The following is a 13480-nucleotide window of genomic DNA, read 5'->3' on the forward strand; positions in this document are numbered from 1 at the left end:
GATCTTCGGGCGAACGTCAGTGGCGGCCACGGCGTGATGCCTCTTCCTAAGTCGACTGCAGAACTGGTCGAGCGTCGGGGGGGGGGGGGGGGGGGCGGGCGGGGGCCGGCCCGCCGCCAGGCCGGGGGATGGCAGGCCGCAGCGGGGATCCCCGAGATGTGGATATCCACCGGTAGGGTACGAGGATGGTCCAGGAGAACGTGGCGGCGCCCGGCGACGCGCCGATCGTGCGGCCCCTGCCCATCAGCGGCTTTCCCGAGTGGTTGCCCGAGGTCCGGGTCATCGAACAGCGCTGGCTCGACACGATCCGGCGGATCTTCGAGAGCTACGGGTTCTGCTCGGTGGAGACACCCTCGGTCGAGGCCCTCGATGTGCTGATGGCCAAGGGGGAGACCTCGCAGGAGGTCTACGCCCTGCGCCGGCTGCAGGCCGACGCCGACGACGACAGTGCCCGGCTCGGTCTGCACTTCGACCTCACCGTGCCGTTCGCCCGGTACGTCGCCGCGCACTTCAACGAGCTCGTCTTTCCGTTCAAGCGCTACCAGACGCAGCGGGTGTGGCGGGGCGAGCGGCCCCAGGAGGGCCGGTTCCGCGAGTTCACCCAGTGCGACATCGACGTCATCAACGTCGACCGGGTGCCGTTGCACTTCGACGCCGAACTGCCGCGGATCGTGCACGAGGTGCTCACCACCCTGGGTGTCCCACCGTGGACCCTCAACATCAACAACCGGAAGGTTCTGCAGGGTTTCTACGAGGGGCTCGGCGTCGCCGACCCGCTCGCGGTGATCCGCATCGTCGACCGGATGGACAAGATCGGCCGGGCCGGGGTCGGTGACCTGCTCGCGACGCGGGCCGGTCTCGCCCCGGACCAGGTCCAGGCCTGCCTGGACCTCGCCGCGATCCGGGTGGCCTCCGACGCCGAGGTGGTCGAGCGGGTTCGGGAACTGCGGGTCAAGTCGGATCTGCTCGACGAAGGCCTGGATGAGCTCGCCGCCGTACTGGCGGACCTGGCCGATCTGCCCGCCGGCAGCGTGGTCGCCGACCTGTCGATCGCCCGCGGCCTCGACTACTACACCGGCACCGTCTACGAGGCGAAGTTCGTGGACTGGCCGGACTTCGGCAGCATCTGCTCCGGTGGGCGCTACGAGAACCTGGCCGGTTCGTTCATCCGCCGCAGCCTGCCCGGCGTCGGCATCTCGATCGGTCTGACCCGTATCTTCGCGAAGCTGCTCGCCGAGGGGCTGCTGACGCTGGGCCCGGCAAGCCCCGCCGACGTGCTCGTCGTCATCCCGTCGGCGGCCCGCCGGGCGGCGGCACTGTCCACCGCGGCGCAGCTGCGCGGGCGCGGCCTGCGGGTGGAGACCTACCACCAGCCCGACAAGCTGGCCAAACAGGTCCGGTACGCGGTGCGCAAGGGCATCGGCCACGTCTGGTTCCCTCCGTTCGACGACGGCCGTGACCATGAGGTCAAGGATCTGACCACCGGCGACCAGACCACCGCCGACCCGACCGGATGGACGCCGCCGAGCGCCTGAACCGATCCGGGCGATCCGGCCGATCTGGCCGGTCGGTCGGCAGGTCGGTCGGCCCGGATGCGCGCGGCGGGGGTGCCGCCGCGCCATCGCGGGAGGGCCGCCCGCCGCCGCGGGCCCGGTGGCCGGGGGGTGACGGGGGCGAAGACCCCCGGCCAGGCCGGGTCTCGCCGCGGGTGCGGGCGATGCGGACACCTGCCGTTTGGGGAGCGGCGAGGCGTCCATCTCCGGTGTACCACGCGTCGCGGGGGGCCCAACCGTCGCGCGTCGATCGCGTGACCGGACGGGTAAGTGGATGCCGACACCGGCCCGCTTGGGCGATTGCTGGCCGGCTCGGCGCATTGCTGGCCCTGATCGACGGATTGCCGGACGCTCGACCGGATGCGGCGGTTCGCGGGGTGACGCCAGCGTCTACCGTTGGGAGGTCCGTGCCCGATCCCGGGTCGCGGGTCGGATGGAGGTGGCAGTGTCGCAGCCGGCAGCCGAACCGGTGCCCGGGTCGGAGTCCAGGGACGGCGCCGTACCAGCGCCGGTCCATCCGCGGGTCCAGGTGATCGCGAGGACGGAGTTCCTCCCACCGTCGGACGTCCCCTGGAGCACCGATGCCGACGGCGGTCAGGCGCTGGCCGAGTTCGCCGGCCGGGCCTGCTACCAGAGCTGGAGCAAGCCGAACCCGGCGACCGCGACGAACGCCGGCTACCTGCGCCACATCCTTGACGTCGGGCACCTGTCGGTCCTGGAACATGGCACCGTCACGCTCTACGTCACCGGGGTGTCCCGCAGCCTCACCCATGAGCTGGTCCGCCACCGGCACTTCTCCTACAGTCAGCTGTCGCAGCGCTATGTCCCCGAGCGGGACGCAGCCGTCGTCGAGCCCGAGGTGGTCGCCGCCGACCCCGCGCTGCACGCGCTGTTCCAGCAGGCCACGGCTGCCTCCCTGGCCGCCTACGGCGAACTGTTGGAAGGCCTGGAGAAGCACTTCGCCGACGTCTCCGCACCGACCTCCAGGCGTAAGCAGGCCCGTCAGGCAGCCCGTTCGGTGCTGCCGAACGCGACCGAGACGCGGATCGTGGTCACCGGCAACTACCGGGCCTGGCGGCACTTCATCGCGATGCGGGCCAGCGAGCACGCCGACGTGGAGATCCGCGGCCTGGCCGTGACGATCCTGCGGGAGCTGCAGGCCGTGGCGCCGAACGTGTTCGCCGACTTCCGCATCTCCACCCTCGACGACGGCACCGAGGTCGCCTCCAGCCCGCTGGTCGGCGAGGGCTGAGCGCCCGCGGCCCGCTCACCGGTCCAGGTTGACCCACAGCGAGGGAACGTGCCGTTCAAGTCAGGTAATGTCCTGACTTGTGGCAGGCGTGCCTGGTGGTGCGAGCGGCGCGGGCGGGCGTCCTGGTCTTGGGCGGCCATGGCGGTGGCGTCGACGCGACGACGCCGCCCACGCCTCGGTGCTCGACCTCACCGACGTCGACGAGGTCACGATGACCCTGCTCGCCCCACCCCCGCGCTACCAGGGGCTGCGGCGCCGGGTCGTCGACCAGTTCACCCTGGTCAGCGCCAACCGCTGCCGGCTGGCCCGGTCGGTCAACTGGGGTCCGCTGGACGAGGTGCTCACCGAGATCGTCCCGGCCACCGGGGCCGGCCGCGTCGACACGTCCGGTCGGCTCCCCGCCGAGGTCAGCGTCCTGGTGCCGGTCTCGACCCTGTCCAAACGCGCCCTGGTGGCCTTCGACCTCGTCGGTCCGGGTGGCACCGACGCCCATCTGATGCCGTACGGCACCTCCGTCGCGGTACAGGGCAACCTGGTCGCGCGGCTCGCCGACGCGGCCGGCGTCCCCCTGGAGATGCCGGCCCGCCGCGTCGTGGACGCGATCTCGCGCTTTCGGCCCGGCCGGCTCTCGGGTAACTATCCGGGCCTGCTTCCCCCCGCCGGTCGGCCGGTGCGTCCGGACGCCCTCGCGGCCTACCTCGCCCTCGAGGCCGACCTCGACGTACCGCGGCCGCGGCTGGCCCGCTGGGGCGAACTCGTCGCCGACACCGAGCGGGTGCTCGCGACCGCGTTGGCCGAGCCGTTCGACGCGCTGAGCAGCGCCGAGACCCTGCTGCTCGCGGTCGGTGAGCTCTGGCGTGACCCGGACGTCCCCGACGGGCTCGATCCGGACGCGATCGAGGGCTATCTCGGCGCGTTCGTCACCTGGGTCGACGCGCTGGTGCTGGCCGGCCCGCCCGCCGAGCCGGTGCTGACCACCGTCGCGGAGTACGGCCGGCGCTGGGAGGCGCTGGCGGCCATCACCGTGGACCCGTACCGACCTTTCCTGATCAAGTCGAGCGAGGAACTGCGGACCGTCCTGGTACGCGGTCGTGCGGTACCCGGTGGGCCTGGTCCCGGTGGGCCTGGTCCCGGTGGGCCTGGTCAGGGTGGGGGCGCTGGCGGGGCCGGGATCGCCCGGTGGTCGGCGCGCTGGCGGGCCGCGCTGCGCCCCGCGGCGCTGATCGATGTCGACTCCGCCGGCACCGGCAGTTACCACGTCAGCATCGGCACCGACGACACGTCCATCGAACTGGACACTCCGGTGATGGTCGACCAGTTCGGCGATCCGGTCGGCCGCACCTACATCGAGGATCTGCAGCGCAACCGGGAGGTCTTCGCCTTCTACACCACCGACGCCCGCCGCCCGCCGCGATCTCGGCTGGTGGTCCGGCTCAGCGTGTCGGCGGACGTCAGCCGGGTGACCGCGGCGGTCGGTCTGCTGATGCTGCTCACCGTCGTGGTGTCGGTGCTGCCGATCGATCTCGCCCCGGACGCGGTCGCTGTGATCACCCTTCCGTCGTCGTTCGCGGCGACGCTGCTGCTCACCCGCGAGCGTTCCAGCCTGGCCGCGTGGGTGCTCGGCCCGGCGAAGACAGCCCTGCTCATGCTGCTGGTCGCCCTGGCCGTGCTGGCCGGTGCGCGGGCCGCCGGGTGGCGCGCCCCGGCGGAGGCCGGCTCGCCCTCGGGGGTGCGGGCGGGGGTGCTGGCGGCCCCGGCCGAGGTGTCGGCGGGGCCGCTCGGAGTGCCGCTGGCATCATCCGGGCCGTGGATGGAGTCCGGATAACCGGTTGCCACCATCCTCGACCGGCTTCGTGGCGGTACTCTGAAGGCCCCCAAGCGGCTGACGGGACGGTGGCGGATGCCGAAGAACTACGGCCCGGGTGTTGCCCTTGGCGCATCACGGGCCGGCGGGCTGCGGTCGCTGGTACGTCTCGGGCGCCGGGAACTGTGGCTGCGGCTGGATCGCAACATGCTGGGTGCTGGCGGGCAGGGAGCCGACCGGGCGACCCGTTCGCCTGGTCGGGCATCCGGAGGGTCCGTGCGCGCCCACTGAACGTGAGATGCGTCGATCGTCCCCGGGGCGCGGCTCGGGGGCTGGTCGGTGTTGCTCGCCTGTGGGCGGCCCGGGCTTCGTGGCTCGCCGCCGGCAGGTGCCCCATGGGCATCCGTTGTGGGCGGATGCGCACCATGGGTGACGCGCCGGTCTGGCCGGGGTGGCCGGCTCGATGGACGATGGACCGGCCATCTGATGCGCGGATCGGTGTGTGCTCGAAGCGTGGACTGGTGGAGACGGTGAATGTGGGTTCGGTGGGCCGTGCGATGTGAGCCGGCCGGAAGAGACGATTGTCGGAGGTGCGCTCTAGCGTGACCGGTATGTCAGTGTTGCCGCCGGCGCCGTTCGGGCGCATGATCACGGCAATGATCACGCCGTTCGGGGTGGATGGTGCCCTGGACGAGGCGGGTGCCGCCGCGCTCGCGACCCACCTGGTCGAGGTGGGCAACGAGGCGCTTGTCGTCAACGGCACCACAGGCGAGTCGCCGACCACGAGCGATGCCGAGAAGGCCCGGCTGATCCGGGTCGTCGCGGAGGCGGTCGGCGGGCGAGCCCGGGTGGTCGCCGGGGTCGGCACCAACGACACCGCGCACTCCGTCGAACTCGCCCGCGCCGCCGCGGCGGCCGGTGCTGACGGGCTGCTCGTGGTGGCGCCCTACTACAGTCGGCCACCGCAGGCGGGCCTGCTGCGCCACTTCACCCTCGTCGCCGACGCGACCGACCTGCCCGTCATGATCTATGACATCCCGGTCCGGACGGGGGTGCCGGTCGAATCCGAGACGCTGCTGCGTCTGGCCGAGCATCCACGCATCGTCGCCGTCAAGGACGCCAAGGACGACCTGGCCGCCTCCTCCCGAGTGCTGGCCCGTAGCGACCTGGCCTATTACGCCGGCACCGACGCGCTCACCCTGCCGCTGCTGTCGATCGGCGGCTGCGGAGTGATCAGCGTCGTGTCACATGTGGCGACCCGCGCCATCCGTACCATGATCGAGTCCTTCGCCGCGGGTGATGCCACCCGGGCCCGGGCACTGCACGAGGCACTACTGCCCGCTTTCGAGGGCATCTTCCGCAGCCAGGGGGTGATCCTCGCGAAGGCGGCGCTGGCGGCCGCGGGCCTGCCCGCTGGGCCGGTCCGCCCGCCCCTGGTCGACGCGACGCCCGCCGAGATCACCCAGTTGCGTGTCGACCTCGCTGCCGTGCCCGGCCTGGATGTCACCCTCGCGCCCGAATCAGCCCACGGCCATCGATATGCCGTCGTCGCAGCGGGAGAGTCCGCATGAGCCATCCGCACCCTGAGTACGGACCCCCGCCGGCGTTGCGCGCCGACGGTCTGCGCATCATCCCGCTCGGCGGGGTGGGCGAGATCGGTCGCAACATGACGGTCTTCGAACACGCCGGCCGGCTGTTGATCGTCGACTGCGGTGTCCTGTTCCCCGAGGACTTCCAGCCCGGCGTCGACCTGATCCTGCCGGACTTCACCGCCATTCGGGACCGTCTCAACGACATCGACGCGCTGATCCTCACCCACGCGCACGAGGACCACATCGGCGCCGTCCCCTACCTGTTGCGTGAACGTCGCGACATTCCGATCATCGGCACCCGGCTCACCCTGGCGCTGCTGACGGCCAAGCTCGCCGAGCACCGGATCAAGGCGGTCACGCAGGAGATCCGGGAGGAGGAGCGGCACAACTACGGCCCGTTCGAGTGCGAGTTCTTCGCGGTCAACCACTCGATTCCGGACGCCGTCGCCGTGGCCATCCGCACCGACGCCGGCCTCGTGCTGCACACCGGCGACTTCAAGATGGACCAGATGCCCCTGGACGGGCGTCTGACCGACCTCGGCGGTTTCGCCCGGCTCGGCCGCGAAGGTGTCGACCTGCTGCTGTCCGACTCGACGAACGCAGAGGTCCCAGGGTTCGTCACCTCGGAGCGGGAGATCGCCCCCGTGCTCGACGGGGTGTTCCGGGACGCGACCAGGCGGATCATCGTCGCCTGCTTCTCCAGCCACGTGCACCGGGTGCAGCAGGTACTCGAGGCCGCCGAGGCGCATGGCCGTTCGGTGTGCTTCGTCGGGCGCTCGATGCTGCGCAACATGGGTGTCGCCCGTGACCTGGGGCTGCTGCGGGTGCCACCGGGTCTCGTCGTCGACCTGCGTGACCTCGATTCGCTGCCCGACCGCAACATCTGCCTGGTCTCCACCGGTTCGCAGGGTGAGCCGCTGTCGGCACTGTCGCGGATGGCCAACCGGGACCACCAGATCCGGATCGAGACCGGTGACACGGTCGTGCTCGCCTCCAGCCTCATCCCCGGCAACGAGAACGCCGTCTTCCGGGTCATCAACGGGCTCACCCGCCACGGTGCGCGGGTCATCCACAAGGGTGTCGCCAAGGTCCACACCTCGGGCCACGCGCCGGCCGGTGAACTGCTGTACGTGCTGAACGCGACCAGGCCGTCCAACGTCATGCCCGTGCACGGCGAGTGGCGTCACCTGCGCGCGCACGCCAAGCTCGCCGAGGCCACCGGCGTGCCCGCCGACCACGTCGTGCTTGCCGAGGACGGCATGGTCATCGACCTGCTCGACGGTCGGGCCCGGATCACCGGGGTGGTCCCCTGCGGTTATGTCTACGTCGACGGCGCCGCCGTCGGCGATGTCGGGGAGCCGAGCCTGAAGGACCGGCGCATCCTCGGCGAGGAGGGCTTCATCACGATCACCGTCGTGGTGGACGCCGCGGCCGGCAAGGTCGTCGTCGGGCCGGACATGTCGGCCCGCGGGTTCACCGATTCGCGTAGCACCTTCGACCCGGTGGCGAAACTCGTCGCCGACGCCCTCGCCGACGCGATGCGCACCGGTATGAACGACACCGCCGCGCTGCAGCAACTCGTGCGGCGGACCGTTGGCCGTTGGGTGAACGAGAACTACCGTCGCCGCCCCATGATCCTTCCGGTGGTGCTGGAGGTCTGAGCGGCGCGTGCCGCCGCACGCGCCGCGGCACGCCCGGTTCGTCGGGGTTGCAGTGACTAGGCCTCCTTCCTGTGTACCGTTTCGACGGTGGCCACACGGACTAGTGGCGCGCGGGCGCGTGCGCAGACGGGGACGGCCACGCCCCGACCTGGGGGCGGCGGACGTCAGGGCGGCAAGGCTCGCCCGCCAGCACGACCGGCGGCCCGGCCAGCCCGGCCGCCGCTGTCGTTGCTGATCGGGCAGGTTGTCGTACGCACCTGCTACCGCTCATGGATGTCGGTGGCGACGCTGCTCGGCACGGTCCTGAGGCACACCGGGCGCAATGCGCGTGATCTGCGCATCGACCCGGCCCACCGGCGGGACGGGCTGGGTCTGGCCGCCTTCGGCGGTGCGATCCTCGCCGTCGCCGCGGTGTGGTTCGCCGCCGGCGGGCCGGTCGGCGACTTCGTGGCCGGCACGCTTGAGCTGTTCGTCGGCGCCGGTGCCTGGATGCTGCCCCTGTTCGGTCTGGGCGCCGCCTGGCGGTTGGTCCGCTCGCCGACCGACCCCGACAGCCGCGGCCGTGTGGTGATCGGCTGGTCGGCGTTCGCGGTCGGCGCGCTCGGCGTGGTGCACATCGCTCGTGGCCTGCCGGATCTCGGCGACGGGCTGAGCCGGGTGCGGGGTGCCGGCGGCCTCGTCGGTCTGATCGGCGGGCTGCCCCTGGCCAGCGCCGTGACCCCCATGATCGCCGTCCCGCTGCTGGTACTGCTCGCACTGTTCGGCGTCCTGGTGATCACCGCGACCCCGATTCGTCAGGTCCCGGAACGCCTGATCGCCCTCGTCGACCGGCTCACCGCCGGTGTCCGCGAGCCGCGCGCCGGTCAGGACCCCGAGCCCGAGGCCGACTACGACGAGGAGTTCCACGCCGCCCCCGCCGCTGCGGCTGTCTCCGCACCCGTCGAGGTGTACGACGTCGAGGCCGACCGGCCAGCCGGTCGCCGTGGCTCCCGGCGCCGTCAGCCAGCCCCCGACCCGGTGGCCGCCGCGTCCGCGGACGTCGGCCTGGATCTGTTCGGCGAGGTCGCCGGCCCCGAGGCCGACACCGGCTACGCCACACCGGAACCCGCCCAGCCCGCCGCGGCCGCCCCGGTGCCCAGCCCGCGTCGGCGGGAGCGGGCCGCGAAGGCGACCGCGGGTGCCGCCGACACGGCGACCGGCCTGCCTGCCGCCGCCGAACAGATCGAGTTCCTGGTGCCACCGGGCGAGGGCGACTACATGCTGCCGTCCCCGACGTTGCTGCGGTCCGGGACACCGCCGAAGGTCCGTTCCGCGGCGACCGACACGGTGATCGCCTCGCTGACCGACGTGTTCGCCCAGTTCAAGGTCGACGCCCGGGTCACCGGCTTCACTCGCGGCCCGACAGTGACCCGTTACGAGGTCGAACTCGGCGCGGCGGTGAAGGTCGAACGCATCACCCAGCTGGGAAAGAACATCGCCTATGCCGTGAAGAGCCCGGATGTGCGGATCATCAGCCCGATCCCGGGCAAGAGCGCCGTCGGCGTCGAGATCCCGAACACCGACCGGGAGCTGGTGTCCCTCGGAGACGTGCTGCGCAGCGGTGAGGCGCTTGGCAACTCCCATCCGCTGGTCGTGGGCCTTGGCAAGGACATCGAGGGCGGCTATGTCCTGGCGAACCTCGCGAAGATGCCGCACATCCTCATCGCGGGCGCGACCGGCGCGGGCAAGTCGACCTGCATCAACACGCTGATCACGTCGGTGCTGGCCCGGGCGACCCCCGATCAGGTCCGGATGGTGCTGGTCGACCCCAAGCGCGTGGAGCTCACCAGCTACCAGGGCATCCCGCACCTGATCACCCCGATCATCACGAGCCCGAAGAAGGCCGCGGACGCGCTGCAGTGGGTCGTGAAGGAGATGGAGAACCGCTACGAGGACCTCGCCGCCTGCGGAGTACGTCATGTCGATGACTTCAACCGCAAGGTGCGCTCCGGCGAGATCGTCGCCCCGCCAGGTTCCGAGCGGGTGTACACCCCGTACCCGTACATCCTGACCATCGTCGACGAGCTGGCCGACCTGATGATGGTCGCCCCGCGCGACGTCGAGGACGCCATCTGCCGAATCACGGCGATGGCCCGCGCCGTCGGCATCCACCTGGTCCTCGCCACGCAGCGTCCCTCGGTGGACGTCGTCACCGGTCTGATCAAGGCGAACGTCCCGTCCCGCCTGGCCTTCGCGACCGCCTCCCTCGCCGACAGCCGCACCATCCTCGACCAGGCCGGCGCCGAGAAGCTCGTCGGCCTCGGCGACGCCCTGTTCCTGCCGATGGGCGCCGGTAAGCCGGCGCGCATCCAGGGCGCCTTCGTCTCCGAGGACGAGATCGCCGCCATCGTCGACCACACCAAGGAACAGGCCCCGCCCGCGTTCAGGGTGGACGTGTTCGATCCGGGCAGCGAGCCGAAGAAGGACATCGACGAGGAGATCGGCGATGACCTGGCCCTGTTCCTGCAGGCCGTGGAGCTCGTCGTCAGCACCCAGTTCGGCTCGACGTCGATGCTGCAGCGCAAACTGCGGGTCGGCTTCGCCAAGGCCGGCCGCCTGATGGACCTGATGGAAAGCCGCGGCATCGTCGGCGCCAGCGAGGGCTCCAAGGCCCGCGACGTGCTGGTCATGCCCGACGAACTGGAAGGCCTGCTCACCACCCTGCGAGCCGGCTGACTGGGGGAGCACGCCCGGGTGAGTCCGCTTTCAGCGCCGGGTCGGGAACCGTACACTCGCACCCGGGTGCCTCCACTGTAGTAGGCAGCAAACGGACGGTGCGGAGGTCGCGTCATGCAGTCCGTGGACGATCCGCAGCCGGCCAGCGCCGGCTCGCAGCTCGCCGCGGCCCGCCGCGAACGTGGCCTGACAGTCGACGAGGTCAGCGAGCGCACGCGGGTCCGGGTCACGTTGATCGAAGAGATCGAGCGAGACGACTACGCGCACTGCGGCGGCACGGTGTACGCCCGTGGTCACCTCCGCAGCATCGCGACGACTCTGGGTCTTGAGCCCGGCCCAGTACTGGCCGCCTACGACGCAACCCATGAGTCGGTGGCCGGCCCGGTTCTCGTCGTCCCCCCGGGTGAGTTCGATCCGCTGCGCGGATCCTCCCGTGGCGGCGGCCGTACCTTCCGCTGGGGCACCGCCATGGTTGTTTCTCTGCTGGCAGTGTGCCTGGTCGCCATCGTCATCCTCCTGTTGCCCGGTGGCGATTCGTCTGATTCGTCTGACTCTGCGCGCCAAGGTCAGCCGAGCACCCCAGCGAGCGAGCCCGCGGCCCCGCCGCCGTCGGCCAGTGCTCCGCCACCCACCACTTCCGCTCCCGCCGGGGTGAATCTCGTGCTGACCACTCCAGAAGCCCAGAGCTGGCTGGAGGTTCGCGACGATCAGAGTCACATTCTTCTCTCGCAGCTACTCCAGTCCGGAGATTCCCGCACAATCACCGCTCCCGGCGCACTGCGCATTCGGATGGGCAATGCCGGCGCTGTCGCCCTGTCCTGCAACGGCCGGGCACTCGGTTCTTCCGGCGGTGAGGGCCAGGTGGTCACGATCACCGTTAGCGCGGCGGACTCCGGCGGCTGCGAGGTGGACGGCGGCGGCGGTGGCTCGGCCGCGCTCGTCACCGCACCGTCGGCCAGCGTCAACTGACCTGCCAGCTGCGCTACGCCGTCAGCCCATATTGTTCTCCTTCGTCGAGGATGGCCGCGTCAAGGGTCGGGACGAGGACGGGCTGAGAGCCGGAATCGCGATTCGCGGGCGGCGTGCCGAGAAGAACCCGGCCATCGGAAGCATGAACGGTAACCGTGCCGTCGTGGTCACGGCGAAGCGCAAGATTCTGGTCGTGGATGGCGCGGTGATGCGTGCCGCAGACGAGCAACAGCCTTTCGATGTTCGTCTCACCGCCGTCAGCATGCCATTCATCCAGATGATGGATCTGCAGCCAACGCGTGTGCTCGCAGGAGGGAAACCGACAGACGCCCTCGTCGCGGAGATACACGGCGTCACGAACTCTGCTGGTGGGTAGCCGGCTGCGCCGGCCCAGACGCAACGGGTTGTTCTCACGGTCGGTCAGCAACGCACGGATCATGCCGTCGCAGCCAAGCCGGCTGACCATGCCAGCCGGCAGCCCGACGGTCCAGCCGCCGACGGAAACGAGACCAGGGGGAATCCGATCTCGCCGCCCTCGTGACGCCTGCGTCCTGCGTTCGGACTGCTCGCTGTTGCTGCGGTTCCGCGGAACACCCTGACCGGCAACGTCGGCCTTATCGCGCGCGGCCTCGGACGCCGTCTCGTCGGCGTGGGCGCTGCCCTCGTCCTCATCCGCTCCGGGAGCGGTGACGTGGACGTTGAACGTGTGTGGCGAGTTCTGGAGCTTCGGCGCCTGATGATGCAGGAATGCCTCGGCGAGCGCGATGAGGGCATCCGCGTCGCGGCTCTGGCCACGGGGTGCATGGGCAACCTCGCCATCTCCGGGCGCGCCGTTCGAAGCGGGGTCGTTTCGCCCGGCCTCGAGACTCGATCGCGCCGCATCGAGGGCGGCGAGCAGAATCGCCGCGTCGTCCGGCGGCAAGGTCGCGACCAGCCGCACCGAGCCGTCGCTGTTCGTTCGTATCGCCACGGAGCGAGCGGCGCGCAGCTTCGCGGGATCGGCGTTCTGTTGCCGGCGGCGGCTGACACGCTGTTCCAACTGGCCTGCCGTCAGGCTCCGGGCGAGCTCAAGCCACTCCGCTTCGTTCTCGGAACGTGCGACTCGCGTGATGGCACGGACCTTTGAATAGGACAGCTCGCCACAGGCCAGGGCGGCCCGGATGGCGGGAAGCCTCGCCATCGCATGGGCGGTGGCGAGCTGCTCGCGCGCGGTACGCAGCTCCAGCCCACAGCGCAGAGCCAGCCAGTGGGCACATGAGGAGATTCCCGCGCCGGACCAGCCCTGCCTGCGGTCGAAGGCGGCGATGGTCAGGAGCCACGTGCAGCTGGCGGCCGCCAGGCGCGTCGACCAACGGCAGATCGTCTCCTCCAGCACCTTCAGCGGAACCTGTTCCGCGTCGAAGTCGGCTGGGGCGGGGGAGGGCAGAGGCGAACTCGGACGGGATGAAGATGCTGCTGTCATGGTCATCACCGGTTCAGGGGTGAGGAGCGTGTGAGGTGCTGACGAGAACCACTCTCCCACAGTCGAGCCGCTTTTTCGACCGTGTGAGCGAATATTATCGAACGTGTCTTCGATTTCGGGGGGCTGGTCGGTTGTGGACGCATTCGAGGATCCATGCCCGCAAGCTGGGCAGATGTGGTTGGGCATCGCGGCCTTGACATCCGCAGTCGCACGTGGCGTCATGTATTCGAACGTAAGAGCGATCGAGGGGGTGGGGCTGTCCGGCCGGGCCGGGCGGGGCTCACTGCCGGATCGACCGGTGCACGACGTGGCAGGTCCGACCCCCGGTGCCAGGTGCGGGGTGCGCGCCCGCGGGCCCCCGGGGGGGGGGGGCGGGGGCCCCCCCCCCCCCCCCCCCGAGGCTGGCCGCGACGCCGGCCAGCAGCCAGCCCAGGCCCTCGTCGAAACTCTGCTCCGCCTGGTAGCCGAGCGC

Annotated in this window: 8 protein-coding genes and 1 pseudogene; 7 read left to right on the forward strand and 2 right to left on the reverse strand. The window is 70.9% G+C overall.

Annotation, left to right across the window (positions count from 1 at the left end):
• The first annotated feature begins 185 nt into the window (after nucleotides 1-185).
• The 7 genes from hisS to MXD61_RS04295 all read left to right on the forward strand — a co-directional run bounded on the left by hisS (nucleotide 186) and on the right by MXD61_RS04295 (nucleotide 11546).
• Nucleotides 186-1535: a histidine--tRNA ligase gene (gene hisS / locus MXD61_RS04265; protein WP_248811550.1), complete on the forward strand. Its 1350-nt coding sequence runs from the start codon at nucleotides 186-188 to the stop codon at nucleotides 1533-1535.
• A 451-nt stretch (nucleotides 1536-1986) separates the two neighbouring features.
• On the forward strand, nucleotides 1987-2805 hold the full coding sequence (thyX, locus tag MXD61_RS04270; RefSeq protein WP_251079424.1) for an FAD-dependent thymidylate synthase: 819 nt from the start codon (nucleotides 1987-1989) through the stop codon (nucleotides 2803-2805).
• Nucleotides 2806-3016: 211 nt separating this feature from the next.
• A complete protein-coding gene (locus MXD61_RS04275; protein WP_248811557.1) occupies nucleotides 3017-4630 on the forward strand; it encodes a hypothetical protein in 1614 nt (537 codons plus the stop codon).
• A 590-nt stretch (nucleotides 4631-5220) separates the two neighbouring features.
• Nucleotides 5221-6180 (forward strand): 4-hydroxy-tetrahydrodipicolinate synthase, encoded by a 960-nt coding sequence (dapA, locus tag MXD61_RS04280; protein ID WP_248811552.1) that lies wholly within the window; start codon nucleotides 5221-5223, stop codon nucleotides 6178-6180.
• Nucleotides 6177-7862: a ribonuclease J gene (locus MXD61_RS04285; RefSeq protein WP_248811553.1), complete on the forward strand. Its 1686-nt coding sequence runs from the start codon at nucleotides 6177-6179 to the stop codon at nucleotides 7860-7862. The genes dapA and MXD61_RS04285 overlap by 4 nt, the downstream gene beginning before the upstream one ends.
• A 273-nt stretch (nucleotides 7863-8135) precedes the next feature.
• Entirely contained in the window at nucleotides 8136-10577 is a 2442-nt protein-coding gene (locus tag MXD61_RS04290; protein WP_248811554.1) for a DNA translocase FtsK, read from the forward strand.
• Nucleotides 10578-10691: 114 nt separating this feature from the next.
• A complete protein-coding gene (locus tag MXD61_RS04295; protein ID WP_248811555.1) occupies nucleotides 10692-11546 on the forward strand; it encodes a helix-turn-helix domain-containing protein in 855 nt (284 codons plus the stop codon).
• 13 nt (nucleotides 11547-11559) lie between these two features.
• Here MXD61_RS04295 and MXD61_RS04300 read toward each other — a convergent pair whose 3' ends face one another.
• Together MXD61_RS04300 and MXD61_RS04305 are read right to left on the reverse strand one after the other, a co-directional pair.
• Complete coding sequence (locus MXD61_RS04300; protein ID WP_248811556.1) at nucleotides 11560-12921, reverse strand: HNH endonuclease signature motif containing protein; 1362 nt, start codon at nucleotides 12919-12921, stop codon at nucleotides 11560-11562.
• 367 nt (nucleotides 12922-13288) lie between these two features.
• Nucleotides 13289-13480 (reverse strand): annotated as a pseudogene (locus tag MXD61_RS04305) (hypothetical protein); the annotation flags it as partial.

The organism is Frankia sp. AgPm24, assembly GCF_023243055.1.
Taxonomy (GTDB): domain Bacteria; phylum Actinomycetota; class Actinomycetes; order Frankiales; family Frankiaceae; genus Frankia; species Frankia umida.

Excerpts from the sequence above, each read along its gene's own strand:
- hisS (WP_248811550.1), top strand. The coding sequence starts at position 186 with ATGGTCCAGGAGAACGTGGCGGCGCCCGGCGACGCGCCGATCGTGCGG.
- thyX (WP_251079424.1), top strand. The coding sequence starts at position 1,987 with ATGGAGGTGGCAGTGTCGCAGCCGGCAGCCGAACCGGTGCCCGGGTCG.
- MXD61_RS04275 (WP_248811557.1), top strand. The coding sequence starts at position 3,017 with ATGACCCTGCTCGCCCCACCCCCGCGCTACCAGGGGCTGCGGCGCCGG.
- dapA (WP_248811552.1), top strand. The coding sequence starts at position 5,221 with ATGTCAGTGTTGCCGCCGGCGCCGTTCGGGCGCATGATCACGGCAATG.
- MXD61_RS04285 (WP_248811553.1), top strand. The coding sequence starts at position 6,177 with ATGAGCCATCCGCACCCTGAGTACGGACCCCCGCCGGCGTTGCGCGCC.
- MXD61_RS04290 (WP_248811554.1), top strand. The coding sequence starts at position 8,136 with ATGTCGGTGGCGACGCTGCTCGGCACGGTCCTGAGGCACACCGGGCGC.
- MXD61_RS04295 (WP_248811555.1), top strand. The coding sequence starts at position 10,692 with ATGCAGTCCGTGGACGATCCGCAGCCGGCCAGCGCCGGCTCGCAGCTC.